This window comes from Bradyrhizobium sp. UFLA05-109, from assembly GCF_054185165.1.
In genome coordinates this window covers 63,195-84,566 of sequence record NZ_JBBIAR010000026.1, presented here as the reverse complement: position 1 = coordinate 84,566, position 21,372 = coordinate 63,195, and the positions used below count along the sequence as shown (strand labels likewise).

The 21,372-nt window shown below is 65.1% G+C and carries 15 protein-coding genes; 5 read left to right on the top strand and 10 right to left on the bottom strand.

Going from position 1 to position 21,372, the window contains the following annotated elements; genetic code table 11:
- Positions 1 to 7: 7 nt before the first annotated feature.
- The gene (locus Q3C01_RS20350) at positions 8 to 5,671 is read right to left on the bottom strand and encodes an apolipoprotein A-IV repeat region-like domain-containing protein (RefSeq protein WP_458147090.1); all 5,664 of its coding nucleotides are present in this window, start codon (positions 5,669 to 5,671) and stop codon (positions 8 to 10) included.
- Between the two features lie 402 nt (positions 5,672 to 6,073).
- Here Q3C01_RS20350 and Q3C01_RS20345 point away from each other — a divergent pair, with 402 nt between their 5' ends.
- Both Q3C01_RS20345 and Q3C01_RS20340 read left to right on the top strand, forming a co-directional pair.
- Complete coding sequence (locus Q3C01_RS20345) at positions 6,074 to 6,451, top strand: Hpt domain-containing protein (protein ID WP_458147089.1); 378 nt, start codon at positions 6,074 to 6,076, stop codon at positions 6,449 to 6,451.
- A gap of 218 nt (positions 6,452 to 6,669) precedes the next feature.
- Complete coding sequence (locus tag Q3C01_RS20340; RefSeq protein WP_027528626.1) at positions 6,670 to 6,990, top strand: 2Fe-2S iron-sulfur cluster-binding protein; 321 nt, start codon at positions 6,670 to 6,672, stop codon at positions 6,988 to 6,990.
- A 3-nt stretch (positions 6,991 to 6,993) separates the two neighbouring features.
- On the opposite strand, the gene Q3C01_RS20335 is transcribed toward Q3C01_RS20340, so the two are convergent.
- Complete coding sequence (locus tag Q3C01_RS20335) at positions 6,994 to 7,467, bottom strand: acyl-CoA thioesterase (protein WP_458147088.1); 474 nt, start codon at positions 7,465 to 7,467, stop codon at positions 6,994 to 6,996.
- Positions 7,468 to 7,652: 185 nt separating this feature from the next.
- Here Q3C01_RS20335 and Q3C01_RS20330 point away from each other — a divergent pair, with 185 nt between their 5' ends.
- Both Q3C01_RS20330 and Q3C01_RS20325 read left to right on the top strand, forming a co-directional pair.
- Complete coding sequence (locus Q3C01_RS20330; protein WP_458147087.1) at positions 7,653 to 8,681, top strand: NAD(P)/FAD-dependent oxidoreductase; 1,029 nt, start codon at positions 7,653 to 7,655, stop codon at positions 8,679 to 8,681.
- Between the two features lie 107 nt (positions 8,682 to 8,788).
- The gene (locus Q3C01_RS20325) at positions 8,789 to 9,388 is read left to right on the top strand and encodes a DUF2147 domain-containing protein (protein WP_458147086.1); all 600 of its coding nucleotides are present in this window, start codon (positions 8,789 to 8,791) and stop codon (positions 9,386 to 9,388) included.
- 349 nt (positions 9,389 to 9,737) lie between these two features.
- On the opposite strand, the gene Q3C01_RS20320 is transcribed toward Q3C01_RS20325, so the two are convergent.
- Positions 9,738 to 10,007, bottom strand: a complete 270-nt coding sequence (locus Q3C01_RS20320; RefSeq protein WP_458147085.1) for a hypothetical protein — start codon at positions 10,005 to 10,007, stop codon at positions 9,738 to 9,740.
- A 280-nt stretch (positions 10,008 to 10,287) separates the two neighbouring features.
- Here Q3C01_RS20320 and Q3C01_RS20315 point away from each other — a divergent pair, with 280 nt between their 5' ends.
- On the top strand, positions 10,288 to 11,793 hold the full coding sequence (locus Q3C01_RS20315; RefSeq protein WP_458147084.1) for a CYTH and CHAD domain-containing protein: 1,506 nt from the start codon (positions 10,288 to 10,290) through the stop codon (positions 11,791 to 11,793).
- Between the two features lie 109 nt (positions 11,794 to 11,902).
- Here Q3C01_RS20315 and Q3C01_RS20310 read toward each other — a convergent pair whose 3' ends face one another.
- From Q3C01_RS20310 to Q3C01_RS20280, 7 genes are all read right to left on the bottom strand, one after another.
- Entirely contained in the window at positions 11,903 to 13,108 is a 1,206-nt protein-coding gene (locus Q3C01_RS20310; protein ID WP_458147083.1) for a mandelate racemase/muconate lactonizing enzyme family protein, read from the bottom strand.
- Positions 13,109 to 13,159: 51 nt separating this feature from the next.
- The gene (gene garD / locus Q3C01_RS20305) at positions 13,160 to 14,701 is read right to left on the bottom strand and encodes a galactarate dehydratase (protein WP_458147082.1); all 1,542 of its coding nucleotides are present in this window, start codon (positions 14,699 to 14,701) and stop codon (positions 13,160 to 13,162) included.
- A gap of 117 nt (positions 14,702 to 14,818) precedes the next feature.
- The gene (locus tag Q3C01_RS20300) at positions 14,819 to 16,267 is read right to left on the bottom strand and encodes an aldehyde dehydrogenase family protein (protein ID WP_458147081.1); all 1,449 of its coding nucleotides are present in this window, start codon (positions 16,265 to 16,267) and stop codon (positions 14,819 to 14,821) included.
- A 21-nt stretch (positions 16,268 to 16,288) separates the two neighbouring features.
- Positions 16,289 to 17,656, bottom strand: a complete 1,368-nt coding sequence (gudD, locus tag Q3C01_RS20295) for a glucarate dehydratase (protein WP_458147080.1) — start codon at positions 17,654 to 17,656, stop codon at positions 16,289 to 16,291.
- Positions 17,657 to 17,683: 27 nt separating this feature from the next.
- On the bottom strand, positions 17,684 to 18,628 hold the full coding sequence (kdgD, locus tag Q3C01_RS20290) for a 5-dehydro-4-deoxyglucarate dehydratase (protein WP_458147079.1): 945 nt from the start codon (positions 18,626 to 18,628) through the stop codon (positions 17,684 to 17,686).
- 188 nt (positions 18,629 to 18,816) lie between these two features.
- The gene (locus tag Q3C01_RS20285) at positions 18,817 to 19,722 is read right to left on the bottom strand and encodes a LysR family transcriptional regulator (protein WP_458147078.1); all 906 of its coding nucleotides are present in this window, start codon (positions 19,720 to 19,722) and stop codon (positions 18,817 to 18,819) included.
- Positions 19,723 to 19,847: 125 nt separating this feature from the next.
- Positions 19,848 to 21,200 (bottom strand): MFS transporter, encoded by a 1,353-nt coding sequence (locus Q3C01_RS20280; protein WP_458147077.1) that lies wholly within the window; start codon positions 21,198 to 21,200, stop codon positions 19,848 to 19,850.
- Positions 21,201 to 21,372 lie beyond the last annotated feature (172 nt).

The window sequence follows — 21,372 nt, the reverse complement described above, 5'->3', positions numbered from 1 at the left end:
TGACCGCCTACCCCAGCCGTCCTGCCGAGTGAGCGAGCAGGGTGTAGACGAGGCCCGTCTCCGAGGTCAGGTGGCTGCGCAGCTCCTGCGGGCCGCGGCCGTCGCGGGCGACTTCGTCGAGGAGGCGTTCGAACTCCGCGATGTAGCGGTCGACCGTGCCCTTGAAGTTGCGGTCGGCGCGATACTTGCGGGCGACCTCGTCAAAAGCCTTCTGGCCGGCGGGCGTGTAGAGGCGCTTGGTGAAGGCCTTGTTCTCACCGCGCTGGTAGCGGTCCCACATCTCGGCGGCGAGATTGCGGTCCATCAGCCGGCTGATGTCGAGTGACAGCGACTCCAGCGGATTGCCGCCATTCTGCGGGGCTTGCGGCGACTGTTGCGGACGGCCGCGCGGCGCCTCACGGCCCGTCGGAGCTGCCGGGCCGGTATCGGCGCGGTTCAACAGATCCGACAGCCAGCCGTCGCGGCCCTGGTCGTTGCCGGCCGGTGCGACCGGAGGGGCTTCGGTGCGGCGCGAGGCGGGCACGCCGAGGTCCGGCGGCGGCAGGGTCGACGCGCTGCCGGTGTCGCGCACGCGCGTTTCGGTGCCGCGGCTGACGGCGGTCGCCAGCATCGGTTCTTCCTGACGCGCAACCGAGGCGCGGCCCGCGGTCGTGACGTCGAGGCCACGGCCGTGCTGGGCGACGATGCGGTTGAGCTCGGCGAGCGCCTCGATCTGGTCGACGATCACCTTGCGCATCTGCGCGGTGCTCTCGGCGGCCTCCTGCGGCATCTCGAGCACGCCGCGGCGCAGCTCGTTGCGCGTAGCCTCGAGCTCGTTGTGCATCTCGAACGCCATCTGCTTCATGCTGGCGACGAGGTTGCCGAACTTCTCGGCCGACTGCTTGAACATCGTGTCCGCCTCGTCGGTGGTCTGGCGGTAGATGTCGTGCATGGCATCGATGGTCTGGCGGTGCTCCTCTTCGGAAGCCACGCGCACTGCCTCGAACTGGCGGGTAATCGCGGCAGATCCCGCACCGGCGGTTTCCGCCACGACGCGCGCGATGTCGCGGGCGCGCTCTTCGGCCGCGGCAAGCGATTCATCGAGCAGGCCGGTGAAGCGCGACAGCCGCTGGTCGAGGTCGGCGGTACGCAGGTCGATCGTGGTGACCAGCGATTCCAGCGCCTGCTTGCGCTCGGCGAGCGAGGCGGTGGTGTTCTTGTTGCTGTGCTCGACGACGGCAGCGGCATCGACCAGCGCCTTGCCGTGCGCGTCGAACTGGGTCGAGAGCTCGCCGAGGTCGACCAGCGCCTTCGTGGTCTTGGTATTGAAGACGCTGAGCTGCTCTTCGAGGTTCTGCGTCGCCGCGCCATTGCGTGCGGTGACGTCGTTCATCGCCGAGACGAAGTCGGCGACGCGGGTCACCAGCGCACGCTCGAGCGAGTTGAGGTTGTCGTGGGCACCGGTCAGCACCTCCTGGAGGAGGATGTTGCCTTCGCGCAGGCGCTCGAACAGGGCGACGGTGTCGGTGCGCAGGATCTTGCTGGTTTCCTGCATCTCGGTGACCGCCGCGATCGAAACCTGGCGCGACTGGTCGATCGCCGCGCGCGAGGTCTGCTCGAGGTCCCTGAGCGACTTGTTGACCGCTCCGGTCGCGACTTCGCTCGCCGCGTTGATGGTGCGCGCAACCTCGTTGCCGTTGCCCGACATCGACTGCGAGAACGCCTGGCCGCGCGTCTCGATCGACTTCAGCGCGTCGGAGGTGACGCGGTCGATGTCGAGCGTGAGCTGGCTGGTCTTCGAGCCGATCGCGTCCACCAGCGTGCCGCGCTTGGCGTCGATCAAGTTCGCCAGCCGGTCGGCCTGCTGCTGCACATAGGTCACGATCTCGTCGGTCTTGGCCGTCATGGCCTGGCCGAACGAGCCGCTGGCGGCGAGCACCGAGCGCTCGACGTCGGCGGAGCTCGACTTGACCCGTGAGCTCGCCTCGTTCGAGGCTGATATCAGCGCGTTCTGCGCATTGAGCGCGCTGGTCTGGATGTCGTTGGTGGCGTTCGAGGTCGCCGTGCCAAGCGCCCGCTCGATGTCGGTCGAGATCGCGCGAATCTGGCTTGCCGCATCCGCCGACGTCGCGGTCAGCGACGACTGCGCCTCGCGTGCGCTGTTGAGGATCGCCGCCGCGGTGTCGGCGCCGACTGCGGTGAGCGTCCGCTCGATGTCGGACGAGAGCGACTTGATCTGGCTCGCCGCATCCGAGGAGGCGGTGACGAGCGTTCCTTGCGCGTCGCGGACGCCGGCCGTGAGCGCCTCGATGGTGGCGCCGCCGGCCATGGCCAGCGAACGCTGCATCTCGGCCGCGAGCGATTTGACCTGGCCGGTCTGCTCGGCCGAGACCGCGAGAAGGGTGCTCTGCGCGTCACGGGCGCTGGTCGTGATCGTCTCCGCGGTGGACTGGCCAGCCTGCGACAGCGAGCGCTGAACTTCGGCCGCGAGCGACTTCACCTGGCTCGCCGCATCCGAGGACGCGGTGACGAGGGTGTTTTGCGCCTCGCGCGCGCCGGCCGTGATCGACTCGGCCGTCGAGGTGCCGGCCATCGAGAGCGAGCGCTGCACGTCGGAGGACAGCGCCTTGATCTGGTTCGACGTCTCGGTCGAGGCCGCGATCAGCGTGCTCTGCGCGTCGCGTGCGCCGGCGGTGATGGCTTCAGCCGTCGAGTTGCCCGCCAGCGACAGCGAGCGCTGCACGTCGGCCGTGAGCGTCTTGACGTGGTTGGCGGCATCCGAGGAGGCGGTGATGAGGGACGTCTGCACCTCGCGCGCGCCGGCCAGGATCGAAGCTGCGGTGGCCGAGCCCGCCGCCGACAGGGTGCGTTCGACGTCGGCCGACAGGGACCTGATCTGGTTGGCGGCTTCGCCCGATGCGGACACCAGGGTCGACTGCGCCTCGCGGGCGCTGGTCAGGATCGAGTTCGCAGCGCCCGTGCCGACGGCGGTCAGCGCGCGCTCGACCTCGGACGAGGTCAGCTTGAGCTGCGCATTGACGTCGGACGAGGTCATCTTCAGCTGTGCATTGACGTCGGACGACACCGTCATCAGCGACTGCTGCGCCGTCCGGGCACCGGTCTGGATGGTCTCGCTGGTGTTGACCACGAGGTTGGTCAGCGAACGCTCGGCGTCCTCGACATGCGAACGGATGGTGGTGGAGATCATCTCCGCGCGCGACATCAGGTCGTCGCTGGCCTGGCGTCCGCTGCTCTCGATGCGGCCGGCCACGGCCTCGACCCGCGAGCCGAGCAGGTCCTCGAACTGGGCAACGCGGACGTCGATATCGTTGGCGACCGAGCCGACCTTGGTCTCGATGGACTGGTGGATTTCCTGGAAGCGCGCAGCGACCGTGCTGGCGAGAAGCGAGCTGCGGCCGTCGATCGTCTCGGTCACGCCGCTGATGCGGCGGTCGACGGCTTCGATCGCCTGGGCCGTACCGTCGGACAGGGTCGAGGTCAGCAGCGTGAGCCGCGAGTCGACCGACTGCACCGCCTGCGCCGCCGTATTGGTCAGCGAGAGCGTGAGTTCGGTGAAGCGCGTATCCATCGACTGCAGCGCTTCCGCCGCGCCGCCCGTGAGGGACGTAGTCAGGTGCGTCAAGCGGGCGTCGATCGACTGGATCGCCTGTGTCGCGCCATCGGTCAGCGACGCCGTGAGGTGGGTGAGGCGCGAGTCGATCGACTGGATCGCTTGCGATGCACCATCGGTCAAGGACGTCGAGAGTACGCCGAGGCGGTTGTCGATCGTCTCGGTGACCGACTTCGCGCGGGTGTCGAACGACTGTTCCAGCGCGACGACCCGGCCGCCGAGCTGATCGTCGAGGGTCTTGATGTGGCCTTCGATCACACCGTCGAAGTTGGCGAGCCTGCTGTTGAGCGAACCATCGAGATTTGTGACGCGTTCGCCGAGCGTGGTTTCGAACTGCACCAGGCGCTGGTCGAGCGCCGCGGTGATCTCGCCGCCGTTCGAGGTGAGGCGGGTGTCGAAATTGTCGACATAGGTCTTCAGCGTCTCGGCGATATCCGTCGTGCGCTGTCCCATGCGCTCGACGATCTCGCCGCCGAAGGTCTTCACCGTGCGGTCGAACTCGGAGATGTGGCGGGTGATCAGCGCGCCCAGCGTGCCGGAGTCGCGAGCGAACCTCTCCACGAGATCGGCGCCCTGGTTCTTCACCAGCTCGTCGAATGCGCTCATCTGCAAGGAGAGAGAATCGTGCGCAGTCTCGGTCTGGCTGACGACCTTGGCGACCAGGGTGTTGACGGTGGCATCGAGCGCCTCGCTCGCCTTGTCGCCGCTCGTCATGATGTGGCCGGCGAGCCTGTGGCCTGCGTCGTCGATCTTGGCCGAGAGGTCGTTGGAGCGCAGCTCGAGCTCGAGCAGGAGCGAGTCGGAGGAGTTCTTCAGGGAGTCGTGGACCTGCTCGGTGCGCTCGGAGATGCCGTCGACGATCGCGGACGAACGCTGCTCGAACTCGCCGGTGATGCGATCGATGCGCTCGTTCAGCATCTCGTGGACGCGGTCGGCGAGGTCGACGAACTCGTCGTGGACGTGACCGGTCTTGAAGTTGAGGCTGGTGGTCAGCCGCTCGCTGGCGTCGAGCACCGCGCGCGTGGTCTCGTTGCTGGCCTCCTCGAGGCGGTCGAGCAGGTCGCCGCCGCGCTCGCCGAGTGCGAGAATCATGTTGTCGCCGGCATTGCTCAACGCCTGCGTGATGTGCGCGCCGCGCTCTTCCAGTGCGCCGGTGATGGACTTGGCGACCTCGTCGACGCGCGAGGCGATCGCGTCCGAGATCAGCGCGATGTCGTGGCGCAGGTCGATCTGCACGCCGGAAATGGCGCTGCGGACCTGCTCGGCCTGGCCGACCAGGTTGTCGCGCTGATGCGCGATGTCCTGGAGCAGGGCGCGGATGCGGACTTCGTTGTCGCTATAGGCGCGCTCGAGGGCGGCGACTTCGTTCGCGACCAGCGTCTCGAGCTCACCTGCGCGCGCGATCGCGCGCTCGATGCCGTCGCCCATCGCCGCGACCTCGCGGCGGATGGCCTGGCCGACGGTGACCATGGAATCCGAAGCCGACCCCTCCGGCTCGGAGAAGCGGATCGCAACCTGCGCCATGGCCTGCGCGATCATGCGCATTTCCTGGCCGCGCCAAACGAGGCTCGCGAGGAAGTAGAAGAGCATGATGGGCGCGAAGAACATCGCGACGAGGCCGGCGATGACCAGCACGCCACCGCTCTGGCCCATGGCGGCATGGATCGAGGGCAGGAAGCCGACGGTCAGCGCGGCGCAGGCCGCAAGCCAGATGCCGGCGAAGACAGTTGCGAAGGTGTAGACGCTGCGGGCAGGGCGGCCCTTCTGAAGTGCCTGGAGGAGCTGACCGATGGTCTCGCGGTCGTCATTGGCGGCGCGGCGCGGCGTGCGCGGCTCCTCGATCGGGTCGAACACCGGTCGCTCGGTCGCGGCAGGGCGCGCCTCGAAGGTCGGCTCGTCGAAGGAGGGCGGCGTCGGTGGCGGCAGGGGAGGCGCGTTGTCCGTGCGCACCGCGGAGGCGCGACTGGTGTCCGCGGCAGTGTCGCTGATGTTCAGGGCTTCCTGGATTGCAGAAAGCGCGACTTCCGTGGGGTCTTTGACCTTCTTGGGAGTATTCGCCATGTTCAGTCTGAGCCCTCGCTACTAGTACACGTCACCCCGCGCAGCCTGCGTGTTGCGCAAGCCCACAGACCGGTTCATGCCGCTTACGCGGATTCATTGCCGTCCCCCACCCGAGACGGCTTGTCCGCCAATTTCCGCAACATCCTATTGGCAGAGCGCTGCGAATGAAATGGCCGCGATTAAGACAATCTTAATCATCGTTAACAGGATCGGGCCGTAAGGCCTTAGCAATAAATGGAATTTTCCACGGAACTCTAGAGATTGCGGCAACTTTTCGGCAACATGCGGGCGGAATTGGGTAAAACCGGACTAACGTTCCGTTAACCATTTCCATGGTTGGGTGAGGGCCGAAAAGCTTCGCCGCCGGACTGGCGCGTTGCCAGCGATGCCGGGGCCTGCGCCATGACGCCTGATCTGCAACGGATGGACTGGATGCCCTCGCCGCCGCTTGCTCCGCTCGACCATCCCCTCGATCTCGACCATCTCGCGCGCATGACCCTCGGGGATGCAGAGCTCGAATCCGAGGTGCTCGCGATGTTCGCGGAGCAGTCGAACCGGCTGATCGCGGCGATGGCGGCGCTTCCCGCAGATGCATCCGCTCTGGCGCACAAGCTGAAGGGCTCGGCACGCGGGATCGGCGCCTTTGTGGTGGCGGATGCTGCCGCTGAGCTCGAATGCGCGATCCGGACCGGCAACAACCCGACCCGCGCCTTCGCCGTGCTGAAGGAGGCCGTGGCCGACGCCCGCGAAGCGATCGAGACGATGCTGCGCCGGGCCTGAGGCCGGCCCTCAATTCCGCAAACTGCCCTTGGGCGACCGCACTAGTGTCCAGTTCTGACGTGGTCAGAACCGGGCTCAAGTCTCTTGTTCTGACGCGTTTTCTTCACGCGAACCGGTCTCCACTTCGCTCGAAAACGCTATGGCGCGGCGCCAAGCGACCCGTTATAGGACAGCCCGGACCCTCCCTCATTCCAAAGACTCCGGCAGCACGAGCACACATGGCCAAAATCCACTATGTCGACCACAAGGGCGAAACCCGCACGGTAGAAGTCGAGAACGGCGCGACCGTGATGGAAGGCGCCATCCGCAATGCCATTCCGGGCATCGAGGCCGAGTGCGGCGGCGCCTGCGCCTGCGCGACTTGCCACGTCTATGTGGACGAAGCCTGGCGCGAGAAGGTCGGCAGCCCGACGCCGATGGAAGAGGACATGCTCGACTTCGGCTTCGACGTGCGCCCGAACTCGCGCCTGTCCTGCCAGATCAAGGTGTCCGACGAGCTCGACGGGCTCGTGGTGTCGACGCCGGAACGGCAAGCCTGACTTCTAAATCTCGAGCTTCGGTGGCGCGACCTCGATGCCGCGCTTGTGCCAGGGCTTGAGCTTCTCGATGACCTCGGCGGTGAGCGGCGTCGGCCGCCGCGAGGCCTCTTCGATGAGGACGCCGACCGACATCGCGGAGGCAATGCATCTGCCTTCGGAGAACACGACCTGCTCGAAGGTCACTGACGTCCGTCCCAGTTTCACGACGCCGAGCCCCAGCTCGATCGTCCCCGGCCAGTGCAGCTCGGCGCGGAAATGGATGTCGAGTCGGACCATGATCCAGGCGAGCCCCGGCGGCGTCAGCCCGATCTTCGGGTCCTTCATCAGCGTGACGCGGCCGGTCTCGAAATAGGTGGCATAGACCGCGTTGTTGACGTGCTGGTTGGGATCGAGATCGCCGAAGCGCACATTGTCGCTGAGGCGATAGGGGAAATCCGCAAGGCACGGCGCTGAATCCAGGCGGCTTGGTGCGTTCACTGTTGATCTCCCTCATCTCCTCCGCCGTTACAGCCCAGTTATCCTGACCCGGCAAGTAGCCCTGCCAGCAGGCGGCCAATGCTTTTATGCCTTCCCTGGGCCGTCCTCGTTGGCTAGACAGGAACTGCCCTTTTCCGTTGCCTGCCGGGCGCCGTCCAACCGACAACGACCGATAAAGAGACGACATGAGCGACGCGATCAAAACCGATGTGCTGATTATTGGCGCTGGCCCCTGCGGTCTGTTCGCCGCCTTCGAGCTTGGCCTTCTCGACATGAAGGCGCATTTCGTCGACATCCTCGACAAGGTCGGCGGCCAGTGCGCCGAGCTCTACCCGGAGAAGCCGATCTACGACATACCCGGCATTCCGCACGTCTCGGGGCAGGGCCTCACGGACGCGTTGATGGAGCAGATCAAGCCGTTCCATCCGACCTTCCATCTCGGTGAGATGGTGGAGACGTTAGAGAAGATCGGCGATCCCGCGTTTCGCGTTACCACCGATGCCGGCAAGGTGTTCGAATGCAAGGTGGTGGTGATCGCCGCCGGCGGCGGCTCGTTCCAACCCAAGCGTCCGCCGGTGCCGGGGATCGAGGCCTATGAAGGAACCTCGGTGCATTACTCCGTGCGCAAGATGGAGCAGTTTCGCGACAAGGAAATACTGATCGTCGGCGGCGGCGATTCCGCGCTCGACTGGACGCTCAATCTGCATCCGCTGGCCAAAGGCATCACGCTGCTCCACCGTCGCGACGAATTCCGCGCCGCCCCCCACAGCGTCGAGCAGATGCGCGCGCTGGTGGCCGCAGGCAAGATGGATTTGAAACTCGGTCAGGTCACCGCGCTGTCCGGCGCTGACGGCAAGCTCGCCGGCGCGACGATCAAGGGCAATGACAACAGCGTCGCCGAGATCGTCTGCGACACCATGCTGCCGTTCTTCGGGCTCACAATGAAGCTTGGCCCGGTCGCGAACTGGGGCATTGCGCTCGAGAACAATCTGGTGCCGGTCGAGACCAGCGCGTTCGAGACCAACGTGCCCGGCATCTTCGCGATCGGCGACATCAACACCTATCCGGGCAAGATCAAGCTGATCCTGTGCGGTTTCCATGAGGGCGCGCTGATGGCGCAGAAAGCCCATCGTTACGTCTATCCGGAGAAGCGGCTGGTGTTCCAGTACACGACGTCTTCGTCCAGCTTGCAAAAGAAGCTCGGAGTCAACTGATCCGGGCCGGAACGGGGAGGGCACATGCCATGTTCTGGTGCTGGAACCCTTCGCGAAATAGCCTTAGTCTGCGGCCATTCCAGTCGTGGGTAAGCCAGGTGATCATTATGCGGAATATCTTTTCCAGCTTCCGACTGCTCTCGCTCGTCGCGCTCGGCCTCGCGCTATCGACTGCGATGTCACAGCCCGTCGCAGCGCAGGCCCAGCAGCCGACGGCTGCGGGCCTCTGGCAGAAGATCGAGGACGGCAAGCAGGTCGGTTGGTTTCTGTTCATCGACCACAACGGCGTCTTCGAAGGCGTGATCGCAAAGACCTTCCCGCGTCCGACCGATGACCCGAACGAGGCCTGCACCAAATGCACGGATGATCGCAAGAACGCGCCGGTGCTCGGCCTGTCGTTCGTGCGCGACATGAAGCGCGACGGCCTGAAGTACGAAGGTGGTAACGTGCTCAATCCGCGCGACGGCAACATCTGGAAGGCGAACATGAAGGTCAGCCCGGATGGTCAGACGCTCACCCTGCGCGGCTACCTCGGCATCTCGTTGCTCGGCAAGGACGAGAGCTGGACGCGCCTGCCGGACACCTACCTCGCGCAGGTCGATCCTGCCATCTTGGCAAAATATCTCCCCGCGCAAGCCGTCGCCGCAAAGCCGCCCGCGCCCGTCGCGAAGAAGGGCGGCGCGATGATGGCGCCGGTGAAGCAGTAGGGGCGCCGACGCGACGCTGGTTTCCGGCCTTTCTCCGCGCATCGCTGTCATTCCCCGCCACCGGGTCTCGCCTTCGGCGAGCCCGATGACAGGCTCCGGCGGGAATCCAGTACGCCGCGGCTTCTCCGTATCCTCGCACTGTCTCTGGAATACTGGATCGCCCGCTTTCGCGGGCGATGACAGTTGGAGTCGTGGATAGCACGCGCCCAATCCTGTCGTTGCGAGCGCAGCGAAGCGATCCAGGAATCTATCGGCGGATAAGCCTCTGGATTGCTTCGCTGCGCTCACAATCACGCAGATCGTGATTTCGGGTTCGCGCTTCGCGTGCCCCGGAATGACGGTGCGCTGCTTAACGCTGCTCGTTCGTCGCGGTCGCGCTCGCGACCACCTTGACGCGCGGCGACAGCACTGCGATCTGCGCAGGGGAGGCGGGCATGCCTGCGACGGCCAGCACCGGCGTCGCCGCCTGCTCCTGCACGCCGGCAGCGCCGAGCACCTGCACCTGCACAGCCGAAATCGGCAATGACTTCACTTCGTAAGAGGGAAGCTCGCCAGCAAATGCGTTTGCACCGCTTGCAATCATCATGCCGGCGACGGCAATCGTCGAAAGAATCCGCATGTCTAAATCTCCTTGGAAGATTGCAATCGCTGAGTTGGTCGCGACGATGTCGGAATAGGTTCGCAAATCTGCGAAGCATGAGCGGCGATATTTGGTTGCGAGATATCAGCGCGACGAAGCGATCCGGAAATGCCTCGCGCTTGTGTTTCAGGACTGTTTCGCGGATCCGTCGCATGCGACTAAGCGTCGCTCGGCGAATTACGCGCCCGGAGTGGCCTCTCATCGTGTGGTACCCCGCTCGTGTCTCGCGCGTTGTCTGCAGCCAACTCGGGAGAGCAACATGGCTGTCGAGGCCGAACTGAAGTTCCGCGTGCCCGTGCGCCATTACAAGGCGTTGGCGAACGGGCGCTTGGCTGGCGGCAGAATCGGACCGCGATCCGAGAACGATCTGGTGTCGACCTACTTCGATACCAGAAAATGCAAGCTGAAACGGCATGGCCTCACGCTCCGCGTGCGCGATGACGGTGACAAGCACGTCCAGACGGTCAAGTCGGCCAACGGTGCGCAGTTCGGCCGCGGTGAATGGGAGGCGGAGATCAAGAACGGTGCGCCGAACCTCGGCAAGGCGCAGGGTACTCCGCTCGAGCCGTTTGCATCCGAGAAGTTGCGTCGCAAGCTGAAACCCGTGTTCGAGACATCGGTGCACCGCATCACGCTGCCACTTCGTACCAGGAGAAGTGAGATCGAGCTCGCCATCGATCGCGGACGTATCGTCGCCGGGCAACGCTCCAGCCCGGTTGAGGAGCTTGAACTGGAACTCAAGAGCGGCCGGCTCGTCGATTTGTTTCGCGTCGCAAGGTCGATCGAACGGAAATCGCAAGCCGAGCTCGATCTGCGATCGAAGTCGGACCGGGGTTATGCTCTTGCGCGCGGCGAAGAACATCCGGTTCTTTCCGCCGAAAGCATCGCTTTGAATTCCGGTCTGAAGGTCGGTGAGGCCTTCCGGATCATCGCTCGCGCGACCGCGCGCCATTTTTCAGGCAACGCCGACGCCGTCCGCAATGGCGATCCGGAAGGAATTCACCAGATGCGGGTGGGATTGCGCCGCCTGCGCGCGGCGATCTCGTTGTTCTCGAACATCCTGTCTGGAACCGGCACGAACAGGATCAAGCACGAACTGAAGTGGCTCACCAACGAACTCGCGCCCGCGCGTGAGCTCGATGTCTTCGTGACCGAAAATATCGAGCCCGCTACGCGCGACGTGTTGCTGCGCAGGGGCGGCAAGGCCATCAAGAAAGAGTTCTGTGCCAGGCGCGAGCGCGCCTTCGCGCGCGCAAAAGAAGCCGTCAACGGGCAGCGCTACCGATCTCTGCTGGTCGACACGCTGCAATGGATCGAAGCTGACCAAACGATTGCGTCAGAAGATGCTAAGGCGCCGATCTGCAAATTCGCCGCCAGGCTGCTGCATCGTCGCATCAAGAAGCTGCGCAAGCACGGGCGGCATCTCGACGAGATGTCCGCCCGGGAACGGCACAAGCTGCGCATCAGGGCCAAGAAGATCAGATATGCACTCGAGTTCTTTGAAAGTCTGTTTCCGTCCAGACACGAGCGGAAGGAGATTTCCGGGTTGTCCCGGCATCTGAAGAAGATCCAGAACGCACTTGGCGCGCTCAACGACTTTGTCGCGCATCGCGACATGGCTGTTGACGCTGCGCTCAAGACGCCGGCCCGGAATGGGCGAGCTAGGGCCTTTGCGTCCGGCGTGGTGCTGGGTCGGGAGGATCAGGCCGTGAAGCCGCTGGTGAAGGTTGCAGAAAAGGAGGTGCGACGGCTCGAGGCATTTTAGGTCTTTGCATGCGGCGCGGCGCCTTGGTGCGGCTTGGCTGGACTACGCCGAAGCGGCTGCTTGCGCCCGACTTGTTGTCGGGCGTGGACAGGCGACGGTCGCGAGCCGGTTACGCGCCGAGTTTGGACTCGCGTACCGTCGCGTCCGGCCTCCCGCGCAAGTCCGGATTGAGCGCGAGCCCGAGGCCGGGACGACGCGGCGCCGACACCATGCCGTCGCGGACGGCGGGAAGCTCCGTCACGAGATCGCGATACCAGGTGGACAGGGTCGCGCGTACGACCTCCTGGAAGATCGCGGTCGGCGCATGGACGGCGAGATGCAGACCGGCCATCAGCGCAACCGGGCCGGTGCAATCGTGCGGCGCGACCGGCTTGTTGTAGGCCTCTGCAAGTGCTGCGATCTTGCGCGCCTCGCTCAAGCCCCCGCACCAGGCGATGTCGAGCATCACCACGTCGAGCGCATCCACGGCAAGCAGGTTGCGGAAGCTTGCAGCACCCGCAAGCGTCTCGCTGCCGCATATCGGCGTCTTCACCCGGCGCCTGAGATCGGCGAGACCCTGCGCGTCGTCCATCTTGCAGAGGGGATCCTCAACCCAGAACACGCCGTAATCTTCGAGGCCGCGGCAGATGCGCTCCGCCGCCTGCATGCCCCACAGGCTGTGCAGCTCGCACATGATGTCGATGCGGTCGCTGACGGCAGCGCGGATTTTCCGGAATGGCTCGAGGCCGGTCTTGAGGTCGCTCAGCGTGATCGAATGGCCACCATTCGCGGCAAAGGGATCGAACGGCCAGATCTTCATGGCGCCGTAGCCTTCACTCACGAGGCTCTCGGCAAGCGCGCCGGCGTCGCGCATGAAGGCGATCTGGTCGTCATAGGGGCCAAGCGCAGTATCCTCAGTGCCGATCTCTCGGCGCTTGGCGCTCTTGGTGTTGTAGGCATAGCCGGCGCAGGTGTTGTATGCACGGATCTCGAGCCGGCTCGCGCCGCCGAGCGCTTCGTGCACGGGAATGCCGTGGCGCTGACCCTTGATGTCCCACAGCGCGATGTCGATGGCGCTCGCCGCGCGAACCTCTGCGCTGACGCTGTGAAAGCCGAGATAGGGCGTCAGCAACTGGCGGGAGATCGCCTCGATCCGCCGGGAGTCCTGGCCGAGCACCAGGGGCGCCGCAAGCTCATGCACGGCGGCCTCGACTGCCTGCGCGCCGCGAAAGCTCTCACCGAGGCCGGTTAGCCCTTCATCGGTCTCGACCTCGACCCAGATCAGGTTCGGCCGCTCGTCGATGCGGATGGTGCGCAAGGTGGTGATACGGGACATTCAGAGTCCTCTTGATCGTTGCTGTCCTGTCGCCGGCGTGACGTGGCGGTGTCACGTCACGGGCGCAGGATTGAACAGCGTGAGATCGTTGTGGATGCCCCAGCGATCCGACCAAGGCTTGGTGCGGCCGCTGGCGACATCGAGGATCAGGCGGAACAGGTCCCAGCCGGTTTCCTCGATGGTCTTCTCGCCGGTCGCGATGCGGCCTGCGTCGAAGTCGATCAGGTCCTTCCAGCGCCGTGCAAGCTCGCTGCGCGTTGCAACCTTGATCACGGGGGCTGCGGCGAGGCCGTAGGGCGTGCCGCGGCCGGTGGTGAATACTTGCAGCGTCATCCCGGAGGCGAGCTGAAGCGTGCCGCAGATGAAGTCGGAGGCCGGCGTCGCCGCGAACAGCATGCCCTTCTGCGTCGCCTTCTCACCGGGCGACAGCACGCCGGTGATGGCGGACGAGCCGGACTTGACGATCGAACCGAGCGACTTCTCGACGATGTTGGCAAGGCCGCCCTTCTTGTTGCCGGGCGTGGTGTTGGCGCTGCGGTCGGCGCCGCCGCGGGCGAGGTAAGAGTCGTACCAGGCCATCTCGCGCACAAGCGCGCGGCCGACGTCCTCGTTGATGGCGCGGCGGGTGAGCAGCTGGATGGCGTCGCGCACCTCGGTGACTTCCGAGAACATCACTGTGGCGCCAGCGCGCACCAGCAGATCCGCGGCATAGCCGACGGCTGGATTTGCAGTGACGCCGGAGAAGGCGTCGCTGCCGCCGCATTGCAGGCCGATGACGAGATCGGAGGCCGGGCAGGTCTCGCGCTTGCGCGCGTTGAGGATCTTCAGGCGCGCCTCGGCCTGCGTCATGATCGCATCGACGATCGCACCGAAGCCGTCGAAGGCCTCGTCCTGCATGCGCACGATGGCATCATTCACGCCTTCGGGCACGAGCCGCTCGGGCGCGAGCTTCTCGCAGCCGAGGCCGACGACGAGGATCTCGCCGCCGAAGTTGGGGTTGAGCGCGAGGTTTTGCAGCGTGCGGATCGGCACGACGGCGTCGGGCGCGGTGATCGCGACGCCACAACCATAGGCGTGGGTAAGGGGAACAACGTCGTCGACGTTCGGATATTTCGGCAACAGCTCGGTGCGGATGCGCTTCACCGCATATTCCATCGTGCCCTTGACGCATTGCACGGAAGAGGAGATGCCGAGGATGTTTTTGGTGCCGACCGAGCCGTCCGGATTGCGATAGCCTTCGAAGGTAAAGCCTTCGAGCGGCGGCAGCGGAGCGGGGACGGCGGTGGCGATTTCGAGCTTGTCGAGCGCGGGCGCCTCCGGCATGCGGATGCGCGCTTCGTCGACCCATTCGCCGGCCAGGATCGGCGAGAGCGCATAGCCGATCACCTCGCCATAGCGGATGATCGGCGCATCTTGCGCGATATCGACCAGTGCCGTCTTGTGTCCTTGCGGCACGAAGGCGCGCAGCGTCAGCCCGCAGGCAAAGCGGGAGCCGGCGGGAAGCCCGAAATCATTGACCACGATCGCGACATTGTCGCGCTCGTTGAGCTTGATGTAGAGGGGCTGCTCTTTCGCTGCGACTGACTGGTCCATGCGGGCTCCAGCATTTGTAGGGTGGGTTAGCGAAGCGTAACCCACCACTTCTCTCGGCTCGGGATAGTAAAGAGGTGGGTTACGCTGACGCTAACCCACCCTACAATGATCGGCCTATCAGCCAGGGAACGTGTAGCCGGTCTTCACCGTGGTGTAGAACTCGCGGGCGTACGAACCCTGCTCGCGGGCTCCGTAGCTCGAGCCCTTCCGGCCGCCGAAGGGCACGTGATAGTCGACGCCGGCGGTCGGCAGGTTGACCATCACCATGCCGGACTCGCTGTTGCGCTTGTAATGCGTGGCGTACTTCAGGCTGGTGGTGCAGATGCCGGAGGCGAGGCCGAACTCGGTGTCGTTGGAGATCGCCAGTGCCTCCTCGTAGTTCTTGGCGCGGATGACTGCGGCGACCGGTCCGAAGATTTCCTCACGCGCGATGCGCATGTTGTTGTTGGCCTCCGTGAACAGCGCCGGCTGGAGGTAGTGGCCCGGGGTCTCGCGCTTGAGCAACTCGCCACCCCAGGCGAGCTTGGCGCCTTCGTCCTGGCCGATCTTGATGTAGCGCAGGTCCTGGTCGAGCTGGCTTTGATCGACCACGGGGCCGATATGCACTCCGGCCTTGAGCGCGTCGTCCACCGACAGGCCCTTCAGGCGCTCGGCCATCGCCGCGACGAAGCGGTCGTGGATGCCTTCGGTGACGATCAGGCGCGAGGACGCCGTGCAGCGCTGGCCGGTCGAGAAATAGGCGCCGTTGACGGCGACCTCGACGGCGGTCTTGAGGTCCGCATCATCGAGCACGACCAGCGGATTCTTGCCGCCCATCTCGAGCTGGAACTTCTTCATGGGGTTCGAGAGCACGCAGGCCTGCGCGATCTTGCGCCCTGTCTGCACCGAGCCTGTGAACGAGATCGCGGCGACGTCGGGATGATCGAGCAGGGTCTGGCCGACCACGGAGCCGGAGCCGACGACGAGGTTGAACACGCCGGCCGGAATGCCGGAGCGGGTGATGATCTCGGACAATGCATGGCCCGAGCCCGGCACGAGCTCAGCCGGCTTGAACACCACGGTGTTGCCGTAGCAGAGAGCGGGCGCGATCTTCCAGGCCGGGATCGCGATCGGGAAGTTCCAGGGCGTGATCATGCCGATGACGCCGACCGGCTCGCGAGTGATCTCGACCTCGAGGCCGGGACGCACGGAGGCGCCCTTCTCGCCGATCAGGCGAAGCGCTTCGCCGGCGAAAAACGCGAAGATCTGGCCGGCGCGGGCGACCTCGCCAATGCCCTCGGGCAGGGTCTTGCCTTCCTCGCGGGCGAGCAGGCGGCCGAGCTCTTCCTTGCGGGCGAGGATTTCGGTCGAGATCTTGGTCAGCGCGTCAAAGCGCTCCTGCGGCGTCGAGCGCGCCCAGGCCGGGAACGCGGCCTTGGCAGCCGCGATCGCCTTCTCGGTCTGCGCCTTGTCGGCCTTGGCATATTCGCCGACGACGTCGTTGGTGTTGGAGGGGTTGATGTTCCTGGTGATGCCGGAGCCGTCGACCCATTCACCACCAATGAAATTCTTCAGGATCGCAGTCATCTTTTTCCTCCAGGGAAGTTTTTAGCGCACGAGGCAAGGACGCTTGTCGTCGAAGGTCCAGCCGGGGATCAGGTACTGCATGGCAATAGCGTCATCCCGGGCACCAAGTCCATGCTGCTTGTAAAGGCCATGCGCGGCTTCGATGGCTGCCCGGTCGATTTCGATGCCCAGGCCCGGTTTGTCGGGTATCGCGATCTTGCCGCCCTTGATCTGGAGCGGCTCCTTGGTGAGCGCCTGGCCGTCCTGCCAGATCCAGTGGGTGTCGATCGCGGTGACTTTGCCGGGGGCCGCGGCGCCGACATGGGTGAACATGGCGAGCGAGATGTCAAAATGGTTGTTGGAGTGCGAGCCCCAGGTCAGGCCGTTGTCGCGGCAGGTCTGGGCGACGCGCACCGAGCCTTGCATGGTCCAGAAGTGGGGGTCGGCGAGGGGAATGTCGACCGCGCCGAGTCTCAATGCGTGAGACAGCTGGCGCCAGTCGGTGGCGATCATGTTGGTCGCGGTCGGCAGCCCGGTGGCGCGGCGGAACTCGGCCATGATCTCGCGGCCGGAGAAGCCGGCTTCGGCGCCGCAGGGGTCCTCGGCATAGGCGAGGATGCCGTGCATGTCCTTGCAGAGGCTGACAGCCTCATCGAGCGACCAGGCGCCGTTCGGATCGAGCGTGACGCGCGCATTGGGAAAACGCTTGGCGATGGCAGTGACGGCCTCGATCTCCTGCTCGCCGCGCAAGACGCCGCCCTTCAGCTTGAAATCGGCAAAGCCATAGTGATCGTGGGTCGCTTCCGCGAGGCGAACGACGGTCTCCGGCGTCATCGCTTCCTGATGGCGCAGGTTGAACCATTCCGGTTTGCCGGTCTCGCCCTCGACATAAGCGAGACTCGTCTTGCGGCGGTCGCCGACGAAGAAGAGATAGCCGAGCGTCTCGACGCTCTTGCGCTGCTGGCCTTCACCGAGCAGGGCTGCGACGGGCAAGCCGAGGTGCTGGCCGAGCAGATCGAGCAGCGCGGATTCCACCGCGGTCACAGCGTGGATCATCACACGCAGGTCAAATGTCTGCTTGCCGCGGCCGCCGGCATCGCGGTCGGCAAAGGCGGTGCGGATGTCGGCGAGGATGTTGTTCAGCGCGCCAACGGTCTTGCCGATCACCAGGTCGCGGGCGTCTTCAAGCGTCTTGCGGATCTTCTCGCCGCCCGGCACCTCGCCGACGCCGGTGTGACCGGAGTTGTCGGTGAGGATGACGATGTTGCGGGTAAAGAACGGCGCGTGCGCGCCGCTCAAGTTGAGGAGCATGCCGTCGCGGCCGGCGACCGGGATCACCTGCATCGACGTGACGATTGGTGCGCCGGCGACTGACGCGCTGGCGACTGGCGCGCCGGAAACTTCGACCATCGGCAGCTCCTCCCTTTTTTCGTTTCGTTATTCTGCCGCCTGTTGTGCCGATTGCGCGGCGGGCAGCTTTTGCACGAGCGCAGTGAGTTCCGCGATCTCCTGCTCAGTGAGGTCGGTGAGCGGCGGGCGGACAGGACCGGAGTCGCGGCCGATCACCTTCATGCCCGCCTTGATGATCGAGACTGCATAGCCTTTCTTGCGGTTGCGGATCGTGATCAGCGGCAGGATGAAGTTCTTCAGGCCCGCGTGAATGGCCTCGTGATCGCGCTTGCGCACGGCGGCGTAGAACTTGGTTGCGAACTCCGGCACGAAGTTGAACACGGCCGACGAGTAGGTCGTCACGCCCATGTCGAGATAGGGCAGGGCAAAGGTCTCGGCCGTGGGCAGGCCGCCGATATAGGTCAGGCGATCGCCGAGCTTGGTGTAGACGCGGGTCATCAGCTCGATGTCGCCGATGCCGTCCTTGTAGCCGACGAGGTTCGGGCAGCGCTCGGCGAGGCGCGCGAGCGTGTCGGGCTGGAGGATGGCGTTGTCGCGGTTGTAGACGATGACGCCGATCTTCACGGCGGCGCAGACCGCCTCGACGTGGGCGGCGAGGCCCTCCTGCTCGGAATGGGTGAGATAGGGCGGCAGCAGGAGCAGGCCGTCGGCGCCGGCCTTTTCAGCGCCGATCGCGATCTCGCGCGCGGTCGCAGTGCCATAGCCGGTGCCAGCCAGCACGGGCACGCGGCCCTTGGTCTCGTCGACGGCGACCTTGACCACTTGCGGAACCTCGGTCGGCGTCAGCGAGAAGAATTCGCCGGTGCCGCCGGCAGCGAACAGGCCGGCGACGTCATAGCCGCACAGCCAGTCCATGTTGGCTCGGTAGGTTGCCTCGTCGAAGGAGTAGTCAGCCTTGAACGGCGTGACGGGGAAGGACAGGAGGCCGGAGCCGATCTTCTGGGCCATCTCCTGCGGGGTCATCTTGCTCACGGGCGCTGCTCCCTCTGGGTTTTGAATGCGGCGCGCGGGCTTGCGCACCGGATGTTCTGGGGGACGCGCGATGTGGCGTCCGATGTCCTGGAGGATGCGCGACAAGCGCGCGTCCATGGGACATTACTTAAGAGACCGTTCGATGCGCGTCCAAGCCAAAGCCTATATCGAATGATGCGTATTCAGCATCAATCTTCCATGGTCTCCGCAGCGGCCAATTCGCCCGCGATTTTCACCAGCGCGGACAGCAGCGGGTTCTCGTCCTCGCGCCGCCAGACCATGAAGAGCTCGACCGGAACGCGCGTGCGCAGTTTGAGCGGCCGCAGGCGGACGTCGGAGATCTTCAGGCTCGCGGCCGCCGCCGGCACGATGGCAAGCCCGAGCCCGCCGCGCACCATGGCGAGGATCGAGTGGATCTGGCTCAAATGCTGGACATAACGCGGCAGCACGTCGGCGCGGGTGAAGAGCGCGACCAGAAGGTCGTGGAAGTAACGGCTCTCATAGGGCGAATACATTACGAAGGGCTGGTCGTCGAAATCCTTGATGGTGACGGACTCGGCGTTCGCCAGCGGGTGCTTTTTCGGGATCGCGGCGAGCAGGGGCTCGGCAACGACGCGGCGGCTGGCAAGCTCCGGCCGCGCGATCGGCGGCCGCAACAGGCCGGCATCGATTTGGCCCGAAGCGAGCGCCTCGAACTGGTCGCCAGAGACCATCTCCTTCAGCGAGAAATCGACCTCGGGCAGTTTTGCGCGGCAGGCGGCGACGAGTTCGGGCAGGAAGCCGTAAGCGGCCGCGGCCGTGAAACCGATCTTGAGCGAGCCGGTCTTGCCGAGCGCGATGCGGCGTGCGACCTGCGAGGCGCTCTCTGCGAGCTTCAGGATGCGGCGGGCTTCGGGCAGGAAGCTGCGCCCGGCCGGCGTCAGCCGCACCGAGCGGCTGGTGCGCTCCAGCAGCGGCGCATCGATGATGTGCTCCAGAACCTGGATCTGCCGGGACAGCGGAGGCTGGGTCATGTTGAGCCGCGCGGCGGCGCGGCCGAAGTGCAATTCCTCCGCCACGGTCACGAAGCAGCGGAGCTGGTTGAGGTCGAACATCGATACTTGCCTTGGATGGATAAGGCGTTTCCTTGGCACTTCTAGCATCGATGACCTCCGAAACAAAGACGGCGGCCTTGAAGCCGCCGCAAGTTGCCTGGTCCGCTCCGATTTTGCCGGAGCGCTCAGGAGGAACGCTTGAGCACCACCCGCTGGATCTGGCCGACGACGACGAGGTAGGCGATCGCGGCGACCAGCGCGTTGACGCCGACGAAGACGAGGGCGCCGTTGAACGAGCCGGTCGCGGCCACGATGTAGCCGATCACGATCGGGGTGGTGATCGAGGAGAGGTTGCCGAAGGTGTTGAAAAGGCCGCCGGAGACGCCGCCGGCTTCCTTGGGCGAGGTGTCGGAGACGACCGCCCAGCCGAGCGCGCCGATGCCCTTGCCGAAGAAGGCGAGCGCCATGAAGCCGACCACCAGCGCCTGCCCGTCGACATAGTTGCAGCCGATGATCGCCATTGACAGCAGCATGCCGCCGACGATCGGGATCTTGCGGGCCATGGTCAGCGAGCCCGTCTTGCGCAGGATCGCGTCCGAGATGATGCCGCCGAGCACGCCGCCGACGAAGCCGCACAAGGCCGGAAGCGTCGCGACGAAGCCCGCCTGCAGGATCGACAGGCCGCGCTCCTTGACGAGGTACACGGGGAACCAGGTCAGGAAGAAATAGGTCAGCGTGTTGATGCAGTACTGGCCGAGATACACGCCGAGCATCATGCGGTTGGAGAGAAGCTGGCGGATGTGGTCCCATTTCGGGCCTGAGTCCGGCGCGCGCTCATCCTTCAGGTCGTCCTTGGGCGCGTCGAGATCGACCAGCGCGCCGCCCTCCTTGATGTAGTCGAACTCGGCCTCGTTGATCGAGGGGTGTTCCTTCGGACCGTAGATGGTCTTGATCCAAACGAGGCCCATGATGACGCCGAGCGCGCCCATCACGAAGAACACGTAGCGCCAGCCGTAATCATGGGCGATCCAGCCCATCAGCGGCGCGAAGATCACGGTCGCAAAGTACTGCCCGGAATTGAAGAAGGCCGACGCGGTGCCGCGCTCATTGCCCGGGAACCAGGCCGCGACGATGCGGGCGTTGGCGGGGAAGGAGGGCGCCTCCGCAATGCCGACCAGGAAACGCAGCGCGAACAGCATGGCGACCGCGGTGCCGGCGCCGAGGAAGCCGACCCAGCCCTGCATCAGCGTGAACAGCGACCAGACGATGATGCTGAAGGCATAGACGATGCGCGAGCCGTAGCGGTCGAGCAGCCAGCCGCCCGGCACCTGGGCGATCACATAGGACCATCCGAAGGCCGAGAAGATGTAGCCCATGGCGATGGGATCGAGATGCAGTTCCTTGGCAAGCGCGGGGCCGGCGATCGATAGCGTGGCACGGTCGGCATAATTGACCGTGGTGACTAGGAACAGCATGGTCACGATAAACAGCCTGACGCGAGACCTCTTCACGTCCGCTGCGGACACCACTGCGCTCATGCGCGCGCCTCCTCAGAATAAATGTTTCCTCAGGGAGGACTCCTAGAGGGGCGCGCAGGAAAGTGTCCAAGTTGAAGGGAGTATCGATTGATACCGTTTTTGGATTGATGGAACGGCAGGGGGAAGAACGTCACTTTCGCGGGCCGCTGTCATTCCCCCCGGAAGCGGGGAA